Below are 16,611 nucleotides of genomic sequence, written 5' to 3'. Positions count from 1 at the left end.
GGCGTGCTGCCGGTCGTGAAACACATGCCGGGCCATGGTCGCGCCGGCGTCGACAGTCACAAGAGTTTGCCGGTGGTCGACACGCCGAGGGCCGACCTGGAGCGGATCGACTTCGCACCATTCCGCGCACTCCGGCAGATGCCGCTCGGCATGACGGCGCATGTCGTCTACACGGCGCTCGATCCCGGCAATCCGGCGACGACCTCCGCCGCCATCATCCGCGACATCGTCAGGGGTACCATCGGCTTCGACGGCCTTCTCATGTCGGACGACCTTTCGATGCAGGCGCTCAACGGCACGCTCGGCGAGCGGGCGAGTGCAAGCCTCGCCGCCGGCTGCGATCTCGCCCTTCACTGCAACGGCCGGATGGCGGAGATGGAAGAGGTCGCCGCCGAGGTCCCCGTCCTGTCGGGAAAGCCGCTTGCCCGCTCCAAGGCGGCTCTCGCTCGGCTGACGGAGCCTTCCGCGCCGGTCGATACCGATTCGGCTTATGTGAAGTTCAGTGAATGGCTCGCGACGGCCTGATGAGATCGCTGGGGATAAGCTGAGAAACGGGGTACCCGCGCCGGGGGGTGCGGGGTATAAAGGCCTATCTCCTTATTCCGGCGGGGAAACCGGACGAGGATGCGGGACACTCAATATTTCGGATCGAATGCAACAGGCTGTCATGACCGAGGCGCCTACTTCAGGTGACGCAGACGGCGCGCAACCCCACGGGGCTGCCGGCGACACGGCTGCGTCCTTCGAAGAAGGGCCCCCACGCGCGCTTCCCGAAGGGGACGAGAACACGCTGATCGTGGACCTCGATGGTTTCGAGGGGCCGCTCGACGTGTTGCTGGCGCTTGCGCGAAACCAGAAGGTCGATCTCACCAGGATCTCGATCCTGAAGCTTGCCGAGCAGTATCTCCACTTCATCACGCAGGCACGGCGGATGGAGCTCGATCTTGCCGCCGACTATCTCGTCATGGCGTCGTGGCTGGCCTTCCTGAAATCGAAGCTTCTGCTGCCGCCGCCGGAAGAAGAAGAGGGCCCGTCGGGCGCAGAGATGGCGGCGCGGCTTGCCTTCCAGCTGCAGCGTCTGGAGGCGATGCGCAAGGTGTCGCAGGAAATTTTCGCGCGCCAATGCCGGATGGGGATGCACGTTTTTCCGCGTGGCCGCCCGGAAGGCATTCGCCTTGTCAAAACCAGCGAGTATTCGGGAACGCTCTTCGAGCTTCTCAAGGCTTATTCGGACCAGCGCCTGAAGGGCCACGAGACGAAATGGGAGCCGAAGCGACTTCCGATCATGGCGATCGAGGCTGCCCGCCACCGCCTTGAACGCATGATGGGCATGATGTTCGACTGGGGCCGGATCGACGTCTATCTGCCCATGGAAGAAATGAGCCCGCAGCTTCGCCGTTCGGCTATCGCCAGCACGTTAAGTGCGGCTCTGGTTCTGGCCAAGGACGGCGTCATGGAAATTCGCCAATCCGGCGCCTTCGGGCCGCTGTTCGTACGCCGCCGCGAGAGTTCACCCGACAATCCGCCGTTCGGTACGGCCGAGACGCCTGAGAAGACTGAAGAATGAACGACGAGACGAGTTTGACGGAACCGGAAAACGGTATCGAGATGGCAGCAGACGAGCCAGAGCAGGACGAAGGCGACGAGGCCGAGGGATCCGAGAACGTCGTTCGCTTTCCGGTCAACGCGACCGAGCATGCGCAGCTCATGCGGATAACGGAGGCGCTTCTTTTCGCCGCCGCCGAGCCGCTCGACATCGACAGCATTGCCGGCCGCCTGCCTGAGGGCGCGGATGTCGGGGCCGTGATCGAGGACCTTCAGACGGCTTATCAAGGACGGGGTGTAACCCTTGTCCGTGTTGCGAATAAATGGATGTTCCGTACCGCCGACGATCTCTCGTTCCTGATGGAGCGGGAGGCCGTGGAGCAGCGCCGGCTGTCGCGGGCGGGCATGGAAACGCTCGCCATCGTGGCCTATCACCAGCCGGTTACGCGCGCCGAGATCGAGGAAATTCGGGGTGTTTCCGTCTCGAAGGGCACGCTCGACGTACTGATGGAGACGGGCTGGGTACGGCTTCGCGGCCGCAGGCGCACGCCGGGGCGTCCGGTCACTTACGGAACCACCGAAGCTTTTCTCGTCCATTTCGGCCTGGAGAGCGTCGGCGACCTGCCCGGTGCCGATGAGTTGAAGGCAGCCGGACTTCTCGATGGCCGCTTGCCGCCCGGTTTCGACATTCCCAATCCGAGCGAGACGGGCGGAGATGGCGACGGCGATTTCTCGGACGAAGAGGAATATGGCGCGGCGATCGACGAACATCTCGCGCAGGATGCCGTCGAGGAAGATTGATCGTCACTTCGTCCAATATCTTAGAAGAAGACGAATTTCACTTAAAACCATATGGTTGGGCCGTTCTGTTAACCATATGGTTTCTGTCCGGCGGGGCGGTGAAGTTTGGGGGATTGCTGTCGCATTTTTCGCGCGGAACGCCCATATTGATTTGAGGTAGTGCTTTTTGACCGAGGCGCGGCAAAGTTGCGCCGGGTGGAGATCGATATGCCGGGTTGGACACAAATTCTGATTGTCATCGTGCTGATCGTGCTGCTCTTCGGACGCGGCAAGATTTCGGACATGATGGGCGATGTCGCGAAGGGCATCCGCAGCTTCAAGAAGGGGCTGTCGGACGAGGATGAGAGCCAGGCGGCTCAATCGCATCCGAAAACCATCGACGCCACCGTGTCGCGCGAGGAAAGCGCGGAGACGAAGAACAAGGCCTCCAACGGCTAGTATTTGAGGCACGCCGGCGTCGGGGGCGCTCCGCCCGCGGCGCGGCCGAGGCATTTCGGGATACCTCATGTTCGACATCGGATGGTCAGAGCTGCTCGCCCTTGCAGCGATCGCCATCATCTTCGTTGGTCCGAAGGACCTGCCGCGGATGATGCGGACGATTGGCCAATACGTCGCCAAGGCGCGGGCCATGGCGCGCGAATTCCAGACCTCGTTTGAAGACCTTGCCCGGGAAACCGAGCTTGAGGAACTGCGCAAGGAAGTGACGGGCCTGCGAAACCAGGCCGTCGCGCCCCTGCGCTCGCTCCAGCAGGAAATGAACAAGCCGCTCGCCATCGGCGGCGGCGGGGCCGGGGCCGCCGCAGCGGCCGCATCTGCGGCCCGGGCCGAAGAAGAAAAAAGAGCGGCGCTCGATACGAGCGGCCTTTCGCCCGAAATGGCCGAGGCGGTCCGTGAAGCCGAAGCCGTCGAGGCTTATGGCGCCAGCGATCCGGCCAATGCGGGAGAGGCCGCCGCCCCCCCGAAGCGGGATGAAGTATGAGCACGCCGTCGGCGGAGCCGAGCCCCGGCTCCAATCCCGAAGACGAGATCGAGGCTTCGCGCGCGCCGCTGCTCGATCACCTGATCGAGCTTCGCTCGCGTCTCATCAAGATATTGCTCGCCTTCGCGGTCGGCTTCGGTATCTGCTTCTTCTTTGCGAAGGACATCTACAACGTGCTGGTCGAGCCCTATAACCGGATCGTGGCATCCGAGGGCGGGGCGCACATGATCTACACAGCACCCCAGGAATTCTTCATCACCCAGCTCAAGCTCTCGATGTTCGGCGCGATTTTCCTCGCGTTTCCGGTTATCGCGGCCCAGATTTACATGTTCGTCGCGCCCGGCCTCTACAAGCACGAGCGCGGCGCGTTCATTCCATACCTCATTGCCACGCCCGTCCTTTTTCTGCTCGGGGCGAGCCTCGTCTATTTCGGGGCGCTGCCGATCACGCTCAATTTTTTCATGAGCATGCAGCAGACCGGCGAGGATGGACGCGCGACCATCGAGCTTCTGCCGCGCGTCAGCGAATATCTGAACCTCGTTACGGCCTTCATCCTCGCCTTCGGCATCTGCTTTCAGTTGCCGGTCATCCTCACGCTTCTGGCCCGCGCCGGTATTGTGAATGCGGCGCAGCTCAGGCGCGGCCGGCGCTATGCGATTGTCATCATTTTCGCGGTCGCCGCCTTCCTGACCCCGCCGGATTTCTTCAGCCAGGTCGCCCTCGGGATTCCGACGCTGCTTCTGTACGAGCTTTCCATTTTCAGCGTCGCCTGGACGGAGAAAAAGCGGGCTGCCGTCGACGAGACAGCGGAGGCCGGCGAAGTCTGATCCTGGTCCCTCGTCTGGACGCTTGGGGCCCTTCCGCGTATACAGAGCCCCGAAAGCGGGCCGGGTGGCCGGATGGCTGATTCGGCCGTTTTTGTCGCCGTAGTTCCGGAAAATCTCACCACCTCTGGGGTGTCATGTTCGACATCAAGGCCATTCGCGACGACGCCGGGGCATTCGATGCCGGGCTTGCGAAACGCGGGCTCGCGCCGCAGGCTGCGCGCCTTATCGAGATCGATGAGCGCCGCCGCAAAATCATCACGTCGCTGCAGGAAATGCAGCAGCAGCGCAACGACGCCTCCAAATCGATCGGTCAGGCAAAGGCGAAGAAGGATGAGGCGCTCGCCCAGAAGCTGATGGATGAGGTCTCGTCTCTAAAAGGCCGCATCCAGTTGGGTGAGGAGGAAGAGCGCGCGGTCAATGCCGAGCTTGAGACTGCGCTCGCCTCCATTCCCAACATTCCCCTCGAAGACGTTCCCGTCGGTCCGGACGAGAGCGCAAATGTCGTGCGCCACAGCCACGGCAAGGCGCGGGAGATGAACTTCGCACCAAAAGAGCATTTCGACCTGGGTGAGGCGCTCGGCCTGATGGATTTCGAGGCGGCTGCGAAAATATCCGGCGCGCGTTTCACCGTGCTCAAGGGACAACTTGCGCGGCTCGAACGAGCCATCGGCAATTTCATGGTCGATCTCCACACGACCGAGTTCGGCTATGTAGAGGTGGCGCCGCCGCTGATGGTGCGCGACGATGCGATGTTCGGCACGGCGCAGCTGCCGAAGTTCGAGGACGACCAGTTTGCAACATTCAAAGGCCTGGCTCGCGACGATCAGGAGAAATATTGGCTGATCCCGACAGCTGAGGTGCCGCTGACCAATCTCGTGCGCGAGAGCATTCTCTCCGAAGAGGAGCTGCCGAAGCGCTTTACCGCCTACACGGCCTGTTTCCGCGCCGAGGCCGGGTCCGCCGGCCGCGATACGCGCGGCATGATCCGCCAGCATCAGTTCTCCAAGGTCGAACTTGTCTCGGTCACGACGCCGGAGAAGTCCATCGAGGAACACGAGCGGATGCTTTCCTGCGCCGAGGAGGTGCTGAAGCGCCTCGACCTGCATTACCGCGTCATGACACTTTCGACCGGCGACATGGGGTTTGCCTCTCGCAAGACCTACGACATCGAGGTCTGGCTGCCGGGACAAAATGCCTTCCGCGAGATTTCATCCTGTTCGGTCTGCGGCGATTTTCAGGCGCGGCGGATGAATGCCCGCTACCGGCCCAAGGGCGAGAAGAATACACGCTTTGTTCACACGCTGAACGGCTCTGGCCTCGCGGTCGGACGCACGCTTGTTGCGGTGATGGAGAATTATCAACAGGCCGATGGCTCCATCGCTGTTCCTTCGGTGCTCCAGCCCTATATGGGCGGGCAGGAGGTCATTGCGCTTCATGGCTAAAACCGACACCAAATCGCTGCGTATCCTCGTCACCAACGACGACGGCATCCATGCGCCGGGCCTCAAGGTTCTGGAAAAGATCGCGCACAAGCTCTCGCGCGATGTCTGGGTGGTCGCGCCTGAAGAAGAGCAGAGCGGTTCGGCGCATTCGCTGTCGCTTGCCAATCCGCTCCGCATCCGCAAGCTCACGTCCCGGAAATATGCCGTGCGCGGCACACCGTCGGACTGTGTGCTGATGGCCGTGCGCCACGTCATGAAGGAAGCGGAACCCGACCTCGTTCTCTCGGGCATCAATCGCGGCCAGAACATCGCGGATGATGTCACCTATTCGGGCACGATCGCGGCGGCGATGGAGGGAACGCAGCTGGGCATACCATCCATCGCGCTCAGCCAGGCCTTCGGCTTCAGCGGCGGCGCCAACGTCAAATGGTCCACGGCGGAGCATTTCGCGCCCGATATCCTGAAGAAACTCATCGCGGCCGGCTGGCCGGAAGAAATTCTCATCAATATCAATTTCCCGGATGTCGTGCCCGCTTCCGTCACCGGTATCGAGGTGACGCGGCAGGGCAAGCGCGACCAGTCGCTGGTGCGTGTGGAAGAGCGCATCGACGCGCGTAACAATCCCTATTACTGGCTCGGCTTCGAGCGCATTCTCAGCAATCCGCCCCAGGGGACGGATCTGCGGGCTATCTACGAGTCGCGTATCTCAATCACGCCGCTCCATATGGATCTCACGCACCAGAAGACCGCGAAGGCGCTCAACGATGCGCTCGGCGGGCTCCCGCAGCCCAAGCCGAAGCGGCGCCCGCGCAGCAAGCCGCGTAAGCCGAAATAGTTGTTCCCATGAACGAAGAAACGTCCATGGACGAAGCCGAGCAGGAAAAGATCGAACTCATCATGGGCCTGCGGCGGCAGGGTATCCGTGACAAGCGCGTTCTATCTGCGCTGGAGCGCGTGCCGCGCGAAAAGTTCATCAGCGCGACGTTCCGCAAGCAGGCTTACGAGGACCACGCGCTGCCCATCGAGTGCGGCCAGACGATCAGCCAGCCCTACATCGTCGCCTATATGACCGAGCAGCTTCATGTCGGTGAGCGCATGAAGGTGCTCGAGGTCGGCACGGGGTCCGGCTATCAGGCCGCCGTTCTCTCCCGCCTCTGCCGCCGGGTCTATACGATCGAACGCTACCGGACGCTTCTCAAGGACGCCGTCAAAAGACTTGAGGAGCTGCATATCCACAATGTGACGGCGAAAGTCGGCGACGGGGGGCAGGGTTGGCCGGAGCAGGCACCTTTCGACCGAATCATTGTCACTGCCGCAGCGCCTTCCGTGCCGCAAAAGCTCGTCGATCAGTTGAAGGAAGGTGGCTTGATGATTGTTCCGGTGGCTGTTTCCGGTGCTCGTGGAGAACAGAAACTTGTCCGGATCGAGCGGACGGGGGATGGTGTGAAGCGTGAGGAGCTCCTGCCGGTGCGGTTCGTACCGCTAGTGGAAGGTGTTGCCAAGGAGTCCTGAGCGGCGAAATCGGACCGACATGAAGGCAGGCGAGGCGATGGGGCGGCGCGATCAGATGCGGAGAACGGCGAGATGGACGGGCGTTCTGGCGCTCGCGTTTCTCGTCGCCGCGTGCGGCAGCCGTGAGCGTCCATGGTGGGAGGATGGTTCCGGTGCGCGCGGCACTTCCAGTGCAACCCCCAGGCCCATCGAGCGGGTCTCGCCGGGCGGCGCCTATGTCGTGAAGCGCGGCGACACGGTCTACAGCATCTCCCGTGCGCATGACGTCCCGTTGCGTTCTGTCATCGACGCAAACAATCTCCGCCCACCGTACGACATTCGCGTCGGCCAGAGGCTGACCATTCCGGCCGGCCGCTTCCACGTCGTGCAAAAGGGGGAAACGGTCTACAGCATCTCCCGCCTTTACAGCGTCGATACGACGTCCCTGATGAGCCTCAACCGCATTCAGCCGCCTTATACGATCAAGGTCGGCGAGAAATTGCAGGTGCCGTCACGCGGCACCACGCAGACGGCGTCGGCTCCGGGGACCGGCGTGCCGCTTGCCCGGCCGGGAACGGCGGCCGCTCAGCCGGCGGCGCCCGCCGCGACCACCACCACGGTTACTGTGCCGAAGTCGCCGCTGCCGCAACCGCCCGCCGCCACCGGGAGCTTCGAATGGCCGGTTCAGGGTAAAATTCTCTCGAGTTTCGGGCCGAAGGCGAACGGACTTCATAACGACGGCGTCAACATCGCCGCTGAGATGGGCGCTCCGGTCAAGGCATCGCAAAGCGGCGTGGTCGCCTATGCCGGCAACGAGCTCAAGGGCTACGGCAATCTCCTGCTGGTGCGGCACGAGAACGACTGGATCACGGCTTATGCGCATAACAGCAAGCTGCTGGTGCAGCGCGGCGACAAGGTGCTGCGCGGGCAGACGATTTCGCTCGCCGGCAACAGCGGCAGCGTGGTCACGCCGCAGGTCCATTTCGAGGTGCGAAAAGGATCGAAGGCGCTCGATCCGTTGACGGTGATAGGCCGCTAGTCGAGCAGCGCCTCAATCGAGCGTCTGGCCGAGCCGCCCGGCGATATCCTGGATGAACTGCCATGCGACGCGGCCGGAACGCGCACCGCGCGTTGCTGCCCATTCGATCGCCTCTGCATGCAGGGCCTCCGTACCGATCTTCAATTCGTAGTGCTTCGCATAGCCGTCGATCATGTCGAGATATTCGGCCTGGCTGCAATTGTGGAAGCCGAGCCAGAGGCCGAACCGGTCGGAGAGGGAAACCTTTTCCTCGACTGCCTCGGACGGATTGATCGCCGTCGAGCGTTCGTTTTCCACCATGTCGCGCGGCATCAGGTGGCGGCGGTTCGAGGTCGCATAGAAAATGACGTTGCGCGGCCGGCCCTCGATGCCGCCCTCAAGCACCGCTTTCAACGATTTGTAGCTCGTGTCGTCGTGATCGAAGGAAAGGTCGTCGCAGAAGATCACCGCGCGCCGGTCCTGCCCGCGCAGCTGGGTCATCAGCCGCGGCAGGCTTTCGATGTCTTCACGGTGGATTTCGATCAGGATGAGGCTGCCCGGCGTTTCCGTATTGATGGCCGCGTGGGCCGCCTTCACCAGCGAACTTTTGCCCATGCCGCGCGCGCCCCAAAGAAGGGCGTTATTTGCGGGCAGGCCCCGTGCGAAACGGTGCGTGTTGTCGAGCAGGATGTCGCGCACCCGGTCGACACCCTTGATGAGCTTGAGGTCGACGCGCGCCACCTCGGGCACCGGGTCGAGGCGGCCACCTTCTGCGTTCCACACGAAGGCGTCCGCCTTGTCGAGACCGGCACTTGCGGCGGGGGGCGGTGACAGGCGCTCCAGAGCTTCGGCGATACGCTTCAGGAAGGGGGCGGCACCGGTTTTATCGGTCATGGAAGATGGCTCGTCGGAGATGGCGAAGGAACCCTCGGGGCGGCGACCCTAGCACCTCGGACCTTGCCCGGAAATGCCTGTATATCCCAAAACTTAGCGGTCCTTGTGCAACGGATGGGTGCTGGTTTGCAAAAGCCCTGCCTGTCGGTATAGTCCGCGCAAATCAATGCACGGCAGCCGTTTTCGTGGCTGCCGCATCGCAGACGGCAGAACAGGAGACATCGATGGGTGGTGGCGGCGCTTCGGAATTCATGATTCAGCTTTTTCCGTTCATTGCGCTCTTTGCGATCATGTACTTCCTGGTCCTGCGCCCGCAGCAGCGCCGCGTGAAGATGCACCGCGAGATGGTGACGAATGTCCGCCGCGGCGATGTGGTGGTGACGGCGGGAGGGCTTGTCGGCAAGATCACTAAGGTCGATGACGCGGAAGTCATGGTCGAAATCGCCGATAATGTCCGCGTTCGCGTGGTCAAGAGCACGCTCACCGATGTGCGTTCGAAGTCGGAACCCGTTCCGGCCAATACGAACACCCCTTCTTAAGCCCATCGCCTGCGCCGCCCGGGAGGGGAGCAAACCAATATGCTGCATTTCGATCGCTGGAAGATCGTTCTGATCCTGGTGCTCTGCTTTGCCGGCCTCGCCTATTCGGCGCCGAATTTCATTTCGAAGTCGTCGCTGCAGGGCGTGCCGGATTGGCTGCCACATCAGCAGATCAATCTCGGTCTCGATTTGCGCGGCGGTTCCTATCTGCTGCTCGCGGTCGATACCAATTCGATCGTGCGCGATCGGCAGCAGGGCCTCATAAACGATGTCCGGAACGCGCTGCGCAACGAGCGCATCGCCTATACGGGGCTTGGGCTGCAGGGCGAAGGCGTCACCGTTCGCATTACCAAACCAGAAGATGTCAATACGGCGGAAAAGGCAATTCAGGGACTTTCCACGATCGTTTCCGGCAACAGCTTCTCGACATTGCCGGAGAGGGACCTTGCCGTCGTTACCCGCGAGCGCCAGATCACGGTGACCTTGACCGAGGCCGAAAAGATCGCGCGCACCCAGTCGGCGGTGCAGCAGTCGATCGAAATCGTACGCCGTCGTATCGACGAGCTGGGTACCACGGAACCGGTCATCCAGCAGCAGGGCGTGGACCGCATCCTCGTGCAGGTGCCGGGTCTCGACGATCCGCAGCGCCTGAAGGAACTGCTCGGCCAGACCGCGAAGATGAATTTCCGGCTGGTCAGCAATGCCATGTCGGGTCAGCAGGCGCTCGCAAGCCGCACCGTGCCTGCGGGTACCGAAATCCTCTACACCTCCGACGAGCCGCGCACGCCGGTATTGGTCGAGCGCCGGATCATGGTCGGCGGCGACCGTCTCATTGATGCGCAACCGGGCTTCGATCAGCGCAACGGCGAACCGGTGGTCAATTTCCGTTTCGATTCCGCGGGTGCGCGCCAGTTCGGCGAAGTGACGCGCAACAATGTCGGCCGGCCCTTCGCCATCGTCCTCGACGACAAGGTCATCAGCGCTCCCCGGATCAACGAACCCATCATGGGCGGCTCCGGCCAGATCAGCGGAAGCTTCACCGTCCAGGCGGCGAACGATCTCGCGATCCTGCTCCGCGCGGGTGCATTGCCCGCGCCGCTTAACGTGCTCGAGGAGCGTACCGTCGGGCCGGGTCTCGGTGCCGACTCCATTCGCGCAGGCGAAATCGCGGCGATCATCGGGTCCGTGGCCGTCATCGTCTTCATGATCGCGAGTTACGGCTTTTTCGGTGTACTCGCCAATATCGCGCTCTTCCTCAACGTGGCGATGATCTTTGCCGTACTCTCGGTGCTGCAGGCAACGCTCACGCTTCCCGGTATTGCGGGTATCGTGCTCACCATTGGCATGGCGGTCGATGCGAACGTGCTCATCTATGAGCGCATCAGGGAAGAAGTCGCGGCAGGCAAGGGGCCGATACAGGCCATCGAAGCGGGCTACAACCGCGCCCTTTCGTCCATTCTCGACGCGAACATCACCACGCTCATTTCCGCCGCGATCCTCTTCCAGATGGGATCCGGTCCGGTTCGCGGCTTCGCCGTCACGCTCGCTATCGGCATCATTACGTCGGTCTTCACGGCATTCACCGTGAACCGCCTCATGGTGTCGGTGTGGCTGCGCCGCCGGCGTCCCAAGACGCTCTATCTGTGATCGGCGGGATGGAATTGAAATCATGAGACATCTCAAACTCATCCCCGACGACACGAAGATACCCTTCGTCAGGTGGCGCTACGTGGCCGTGGGCCTGTCGCTGGTCGTGATGATCGTTTCGGCGGCGCTTCTTTTCACGCGCGGGCTCAATTTCGGCATCGACTTCGAAGGCGGCATCGTCATCGAAATCTCGACGGACGGTCCGGCTGACATTTCGCAGCTTCGAACGGATATCGGCGGCCTCGGTCTCGGCGAGGTGCAGATCCAGGAATTCGGCCAGGCCGACGACGTGCTGATCCGCGTCCAGTCGCCGAAGGACGACGCGGAAGACGCCTCCCAGCAGGTCGTCAACAAGATCAGGGCCAAACTTGGCGACACGGTGGAATATCGTCGCGTCGAAGTGGTTGGACCGCAGGTCAGTGCCGAGCTTGTCGAAGACGGCGTCCTTGCCGTCGTTATCTCCGTCGCGCTGATGCTGATCTATATCTGGTTCCGCTTCGAATGGCAGTTCAGCCTCGGCTCCGTTGTCGCGCTGGTTCACGACGTCATGGCGACGATGGGGCTGTTCTGTATCCTGCAGCTCGAATTCAACCTGACATCGATCGCGGCCATCCTCACCATCGTCGGCTATTCCATGAACGACACGGTCATCGTGTTCGACCGCGTGCGCGAAAACCTGCGCAAGTACAAGAAGATGGATTTGGGCGATCTGATCGACCTTTCGGTCAACCAGACGCTGTCGCGCACGGTCATGACATCGGGCACCACGCTGCTGGCGCTTCTCGCCCTCTTTATCTTCGGCGGCGAAGTGTTGCGAGATTTCACATTCGCGATGATTTTCGGCATCTTCATCGGCACCTATTCCTCGATCTTCATCGCGGCGCCGGTGCTGCTGGCCGTTGGCGTCACGCGCGACGCATCGACCGGTGGTCTCGGCCGTGCCGTGAAGGAGAAGTCGCCCGAAAAGGCGTGAACGATGGCGATGAAGCCGCGTTTCGACGGGCAGCCCGCGCTTGAGGCCTATGGCGATGGCGGCTTCCGTCTTGCGGGACAGCGTTTCGAGGGCTCGCTTATCGTGACACCTCTCGGTGTCTATCCATGGGACATGAGGTCCCTTTCCGATGTCACGATGGATTCGCTGGCGCCCGTCATGGAAGCCGTCGGGACATTCGATTTTCTCATTGTCGGTTCTGGCGAGACCGCGGCTTCGCTGCCGGAAGATGTGTATCGGCGACTCACCTCGGAAGACGTCTTTCCCGACGTGATGACAACGGGGCCGGCCTGCCGGACCTACAATCTGATGATGTCGGAAAATCGCCGCGTTGCCGCGGCGTTGATCGCCGTCATCTGACCTTGGCCGGTTGTCAGGCTTGGCTTTTTCCCAAGAAACTCCTAGCTTTCTCCGCAGCATGGCGACATTGAGTCGCACGATGACGGGCCGCGTTCAGATGCGGCATCGGGGGCCTCTCGGCATCCCTATCGGCCGCGGACGCGGCGTCTGGCACTGAGAAGGGGAAACACCATGGCGGCAATTCTGACTTCACTGCGGAACACGGTTATTGCCGGTTTCGTACTCGCGGCGGTTCTATTGCTCATGTATCTCAACTGGAGCGACTGGGACGGGTCCGCCCTCGGTCACGGCTTCTGGGCATTCATTTTCCGGTGGCTGCATGTCATCAGCGGCGTGATGTGGATCGGCCTGCTCTGGTATTTCAACTTCGTGCAGATTCCGAACATGCCGAAGATCCCGGACGAGCAGAAGCCTGCGATCGGCAAGGTGATCGCGCCGGCCGCATTGTTCTGGTTCCGCTGGGGCGCGATGGCGACCATCGTGACCGGCATCATTCTGGCACTGATGAACGGCTATTTCGTGGAGGCCTATACACTCGGCGCCATCGAAGGGTTCGTCGTTCCGAAGAACATCGCCATCGGTATCGGCATGTGGCTCGGCACCATCATGTGGTTCAACGTCTGGTTCGTGATCTGGCCGAACCAGAAGATCGCGCTTGGCATCGTCGATGCGCCGGCGGAATCGAAGCCCGCCGCCGCGCGGACCGCGATGCTCTTCTCGCGCACGAATACCATGCTGTCGGTTCCGATGCTCTTTGCGATGGTTTCGGCTCAGAACATCTACTGATTTCCGCTGCTGCGGAACGGAGCGGGGCCGCCTTGAAGGCGGCCCCGTTTGCTTTAGGTAAGGGATCATGGCGCAGAAAGCGATGAGTACGAGCATGACGGCAAGCCTCAACGAGGTCCGTCTGCACGACCACGACCGCTTTCTGACGCTGCTCTTTGCGCCGATGCCACAGCGGCTTTCGCTCATCGCGCTCTACGCCTTCAATCTGGAAATCGCCCGCATCGCGGAAACCGTCACCGAGCCGATGATGGGCCATATCCGGCTGCAATGGTGGCGGGAAACGCTCGAAGGCCTGGCGAACGGCGAGACGAGGGGGCACGCGGCGGCCGTCGCTCTTTCCGAATCCGGTCTGGACATCCGGCAATTGCAGCCCCTGATCGATGCCCGGGAGCGCGACCTGTCGGAGGATGTGTTCGAGGACATGGCCGCGCTCGACGACTATGCGACTAAAACCTCCGCTGCCGTCATGGGAATAGCGGCGCGCGCGCTCGGCGGTGAGGAAAAGGCGGGGGCGGCGGCGGATGCCATCCGCCATGCCGGTATCGCCTATGCGTTGACCGGGCTTCTCCGGGCGCTTCCTGTTCATGCCTCACAGGGGAGGCTGACGATGCCCGCCGATGTGCTGCTCCGGCGCAATGTCGATCCGCATACGATTTTGGCCGGCGAAATGACGGAAGGCCTTCGCGCCGTCATCCGCGATGTCGCGGATCATGCGCTCAGCCATCTCTCGGCGGCGCGCATGGCGGATTTCGATCCGCAGCTTCTCCCTGCGCTTATGCCGGCGTCGCTCTGCGACCGCTATCTCGACATGATGACGGCGCCCGGCTTCGATCCGTTCCGTGAGCGGACGGATGTTCCCGCCTTTCTTCGGCAGCTCAAGCTTCTCGGCCGCAATCTCCGCAAGAAAATCTGATCATTCCGCCGCCTCCGCTCTGGGATGCAGCCAGCCGTCGATATCCGCCAATGCGCGCGACGTATAGGCGCGTTTGCGGGCGGGGGCTTTCGCCTTGCCGCGCGGGCGCTTGCCGTTTCCGTCGAGCGGCACTTCGGGCGGTGGGAAGAGCCCGAAATTCACATTCATCGGCTGGAAGGTCGTCGCGTCGGCATCGCCGGTGATGTGGGCGAGGAGGGCACCCAGCGCAGTCGTGCGCGGCGGGACCTGCGGCGCGCGGCCAAGCCGTTCAGCCGCCGCGAAACGCCCGGCAAGAAGCCCCATGGCGCCGCTTTCGACATAGCCTTCGACGCCGGTGATCTGTCCGGCGAAACGCAGGCGCGGTTCCTTCGCCAGCCGCATCACGGGATCGAGCAGTTTCGGACTGTTGATGAAGGTGTTGCGATGCAGCCCGCCGAGCCGCGCGAACTCCGCTTTTTCAAGACCCGGAATGGTGCGGAAGACTCGGGTCTGTTCGCCATGCTTCAGCTTGGTCTGGAAACCGACCATGTTGTAGAGCGTGCCGAGCGCATTGTCCTGCCGGAGCTGGACGATTGCGTAGGGCTTCACGTCCGGTGCGCGTGGGTTGGTGAGACCCACCGGCTTCATCGGACCGAAGCGCAAGGTCTCGGGCCCGCGCTCCGCCATCACCTCGATGGGCAGGCAGCCATCGAAATAAGGCGTGTCCTTTTCCCATTCCTTGAATTCGGTCTTGTCGCCCGTCAGCAGTGCGTCGATGAAGGCTTCGTATTGCTCGCGCGTCATCGGGCAGTTGATGTAATCCTTGCCGGCGCCGCCTGCGCCCGCCGCGCTGCCCGCGCTCTCCTTGTCGTAACGCGACTGGAACCAGCACACCGACATGTCGATGCTGTCGCGATAGACGATAGGGGCGATGGCGTCGAAAAAGGCGAGTTCGTCCGCGCCGGTCAGCTCGCCGATGGCCTTGCCCAGCGCGTCGGAGGTGAGGGGCCCCGTCGCGATGATCGCATTGTCCCAATCCGCGGGCGGCAGTCCGTCGATCTCGCCGCGCTCCACCGTCACCAGCGGATGGGCCGTCAGCTTCTCCGTCACGTAGTTCGAGAAATTGTCGCGGTCGACGGCGAGCGCGCCGCCCGCCGGCACGCGCGCAACGGCGGCGGCTTCCATCAACAGCGAGCTCGCGCGCCGCATTTCCTCATGCAGCAGACCGACGGCGTTCAGTTCATGATCGTCGGAGCGGAACGAGTTCGAGCAGACGAGTTCGGCGAAGCCGTCTGTGTGGTGTGCGTCCGTCTTCACCACGGGCCGCATCTCGTGCAGCACCACGGGCACGCCCGCTTGCGCGAGCTGCCATGCGGCCTCGGAGCCGGCCATGCCGGCGCCGATTACGTGTACGGGTTTGATGTCCTTGCTCATGGAGCGAGGAGATAGCACTCCCTCCCGTCTAGTTCCACACCTTCGGCTTCCGCCCGCTCCAGGGCAGTTCCTTCTCAAGCTGCGCCGCCAGCCGGAACAGCGTCGCCTCGTCGGCATAGCGCCCGGTGAACATCATGCCGATGGGAAGACCATTCTCGGACTGCCAGAGTGGCAGCGAGAGCGAGGGCTGTCCGGTGAAGTTGAAGGGCGGAGTGAAGGGGAAGACCTGGCCCTGCCGCTTGTTGAGCTCGCGTGCCTCCTGGTCCGGCCCGAGAAAGCCGATTTCCGGCTGCAACTGGCCGAGCACGGGGCAAAGATAGATGTCCACCTCCTCGAACACCGACAGCACCTGCCGGTTCATCAGGCGAAGTTGCTGCCAGCCCCACATGGCCTGGGCGCCGGTGAGCTTGCTGCCGTTCTTGAAGCCCGCCCAGGTCAGCGGCTCCAGCTCGTCCTGTTCCGGCTCGCGGCCCATCGTCTCGATCCGCCGCAGCATGCCCGCCGCGAAGTTCGAGCCCGAAACGGCGCCTTGCGCGCGGTAAAGCTGACGGTAGTCGATTCCGAGGCCGCGCGGCATCACGGTGTGGCCGAGCTTCGCGAGCACATCGACCGTCTTCTCCAGCGCGGCCTGAATTTCGGGATGGATGGGCTTGCCGCCCGGCGTCTCGCTCGACCAGGCGATCTTCAGCTTGCCGGGGCTCTTGGTGATCTCTTCCATATAGGGCCGCTCTTTCGGCGGCGGCGCATAGGGCGAGGCGCGTTCGGGATAGCCGGTCGCGTCCAGCATCGCGGCGCTGTCGCGCACGGTACGGCTCACCACATGGTCGACGCTGAAGCCGATGGCGCGGTCGTAATCGTCCGGTCCTTGCGGGTTGCGGTCGCGCGTCACCTTCATGCCGACAAGGCCGCAACAGGCAGCCGGAATGCGGATCGAGCCGAGCCCGTCCGATGCGTGCGCGAGCGGC

19 protein-coding genes are annotated in these 16,611 nt (G+C 62.7%); 16 read left to right on the top strand and 3 right to left on the bottom strand.

Going from position 1 to position 16,611, the window contains the following annotated elements:
* The 10 genes from Q8S60_RS07715 to Q8S60_RS07670 form a co-directional block, all read left to right on the top strand.
* A partial coding sequence (locus Q8S60_RS07715) for a glycoside hydrolase family 3 N-terminal domain-containing protein (RefSeq protein WP_305668469.1) occupies nucleotides 1–525 on the top strand: 525 nt, incomplete at its 5' end.
* 142 nt (nucleotides 526–667) lie between these two features.
* A complete protein-coding gene (locus tag Q8S60_RS07710) occupies nucleotides 668–1,567 on the top strand; it encodes a ScpA family protein (RefSeq protein ID WP_305277878.1) in 900 nt (299 codons plus the stop codon).
* Nucleotides 1,564–2,346: an SMC-Scp complex subunit ScpB gene (gene scpB, locus Q8S60_RS07705; RefSeq protein WP_370867292.1), complete on the top strand. Its 783-nt coding sequence runs from the start codon at nucleotides 1,564–1,566 to the stop codon at nucleotides 2,344–2,346. The genes Q8S60_RS07710 and scpB overlap by 4 nt, the downstream gene beginning before the upstream one ends.
* A 207-nt stretch (nucleotides 2,347–2,553) precedes the next feature.
* A complete protein-coding gene (locus Q8S60_RS07700) occupies nucleotides 2,554–2,784 on the top strand; it encodes a twin-arginine translocase TatA/TatE family subunit (protein WP_305277876.1) in 231 nt (76 codons plus the stop codon).
* A gap of 67 nt (nucleotides 2,785–2,851) precedes the next feature.
* Nucleotides 2,852–3,325 carry a Sec-independent protein translocase protein TatB gene (gene tatB / locus Q8S60_RS07695; RefSeq protein WP_305277873.1) on the top strand — a complete coding sequence of 158 codons (474 nt, stop codon included), beginning with the start codon at nucleotides 2,852–2,854 and terminating at the stop codon, nucleotides 3,323–3,325.
* Nucleotides 3,322–4,152 carry a twin-arginine translocase subunit TatC gene (gene tatC, locus Q8S60_RS07690; protein ID WP_305277871.1) on the top strand — a complete coding sequence of 277 codons (831 nt, stop codon included), beginning with the start codon at nucleotides 3,322–3,324 and terminating at the stop codon, nucleotides 4,150–4,152. Before tatB ends, tatC begins: the two co-directional genes overlap by 4 nt.
* 134 nt (nucleotides 4,153–4,286) lie before the next feature.
* Nucleotides 4,287–5,594 (top strand): serine--tRNA ligase, encoded by a 1,308-nt coding sequence (serS, locus tag Q8S60_RS07685; protein ID WP_305277869.1) that lies wholly within the window; start codon nucleotides 4,287–4,289, stop codon nucleotides 5,592–5,594.
* Between the two features lie 16 nt (nucleotides 5,595–5,610).
* Entirely contained in the window at nucleotides 5,611–6,429 is an 819-nt protein-coding gene (gene surE / locus Q8S60_RS07680) for a 5'/3'-nucleotidase SurE (protein ID WP_305278284.1), read from the top strand.
* A gap of 8 nt (nucleotides 6,430–6,437) precedes the next feature.
* The gene (locus Q8S60_RS07675) at nucleotides 6,438–7,106 is read left to right on the top strand and encodes a protein-L-isoaspartate(D-aspartate) O-methyltransferase (protein WP_305277867.1); all 669 of its coding nucleotides are present in this window, start codon (nucleotides 6,438–6,440) and stop codon (nucleotides 7,104–7,106) included.
* A 19-nt stretch (nucleotides 7,107–7,125) separates the two neighbouring features.
* The gene (locus tag Q8S60_RS07670; protein ID WP_305277865.1) at nucleotides 7,126–8,124 is read left to right on the top strand and encodes a M23 family metallopeptidase; all 999 of its coding nucleotides are present in this window, start codon (nucleotides 7,126–7,128) and stop codon (nucleotides 8,122–8,124) included.
* A 12-nt stretch (nucleotides 8,125–8,136) separates the two neighbouring features.
* Here the strand turns inward: Q8S60_RS07670 and Q8S60_RS07665 are convergent, their stop codons facing one another.
* Nucleotides 8,137–8,997: an ATP-binding protein gene (locus tag Q8S60_RS07665; RefSeq protein WP_305277863.1), complete on the bottom strand. Its 861-nt coding sequence runs from the start codon at nucleotides 8,995–8,997 to the stop codon at nucleotides 8,137–8,139.
* 224 nt (nucleotides 8,998–9,221) lie between these two features.
* Between Q8S60_RS07665 and yajC the strand changes: the two genes are divergently transcribed.
* The 6 genes from yajC (at nucleotide 9,222) to Q8S60_RS07635 (ending at nucleotide 14,233) form a co-directional block, all read left to right on the top strand.
* A complete protein-coding gene (yajC, locus tag Q8S60_RS07660; RefSeq protein WP_305278283.1) occupies nucleotides 9,222–9,536 on the top strand; it encodes a preprotein translocase subunit YajC in 315 nt (104 codons plus the stop codon).
* Between the two features lie 39 nt (nucleotides 9,537–9,575).
* Nucleotides 9,576–11,183: a protein translocase subunit SecD gene (secD, locus tag Q8S60_RS07655; protein ID WP_305277861.1), complete on the top strand. Its 1,608-nt coding sequence runs from the start codon at nucleotides 9,576–9,578 to the stop codon at nucleotides 11,181–11,183.
* A 22-nt stretch (nucleotides 11,184–11,205) separates the two neighbouring features.
* Nucleotides 11,206–12,156, top strand: coding sequence for a protein translocase subunit SecF (gene secF, locus Q8S60_RS07650; RefSeq protein WP_305277859.1), 951 nt, complete (start codon nucleotides 11,206–11,208; stop codon nucleotides 12,154–12,156).
* A 3-nt stretch (nucleotides 12,157–12,159) separates the two neighbouring features.
* The gene (locus Q8S60_RS07645) at nucleotides 12,160–12,534 is read left to right on the top strand and encodes an Mth938-like domain-containing protein (RefSeq protein WP_305277857.1); all 375 of its coding nucleotides are present in this window, start codon (nucleotides 12,160–12,162) and stop codon (nucleotides 12,532–12,534) included.
* A 171-nt stretch (nucleotides 12,535–12,705) separates the two neighbouring features.
* Nucleotides 12,706–13,320: a urate hydroxylase PuuD gene (locus Q8S60_RS07640; protein WP_305277855.1), complete on the top strand. Its 615-nt coding sequence runs from the start codon at nucleotides 12,706–12,708 to the stop codon at nucleotides 13,318–13,320.
* Nucleotides 13,321–13,387: 67 nt separating this feature from the next.
* A complete protein-coding gene (locus Q8S60_RS07635; RefSeq protein ID WP_305277853.1) occupies nucleotides 13,388–14,233 on the top strand; it encodes a phytoene/squalene synthase family protein in 846 nt (281 codons plus the stop codon).
* On the opposite strand, the gene trmFO is transcribed toward Q8S60_RS07635, so the two are convergent.
* Nucleotides 14,234–15,646: a methylenetetrahydrofolate--tRNA-(uracil(54)-C(5))-methyltransferase (FADH(2)-oxidizing) TrmFO gene (gene trmFO, locus Q8S60_RS07630; protein WP_305277850.1), complete on the bottom strand. Its 1,413-nt coding sequence runs from the start codon at nucleotides 15,644–15,646 to the stop codon at nucleotides 14,234–14,236.
* A gap of 28 nt (nucleotides 15,647–15,674) precedes the next feature.
* Nucleotides 15,675–16,611: amidase (locus Q8S60_RS07625; RefSeq protein WP_305668468.1), on the bottom strand; the 937-nt coding region annotated here is incomplete at its 5' end.

Origin of the sequence: Parvibaculum sp. (assembly GCF_030694575.1) — a bacterium.
GTDB lineage: Bacteria > Pseudomonadota > Alphaproteobacteria > Parvibaculales > Parvibaculaceae > Parvibaculum.
This window is presented reverse-complemented; position numbering and strand designations above follow the sequence as displayed.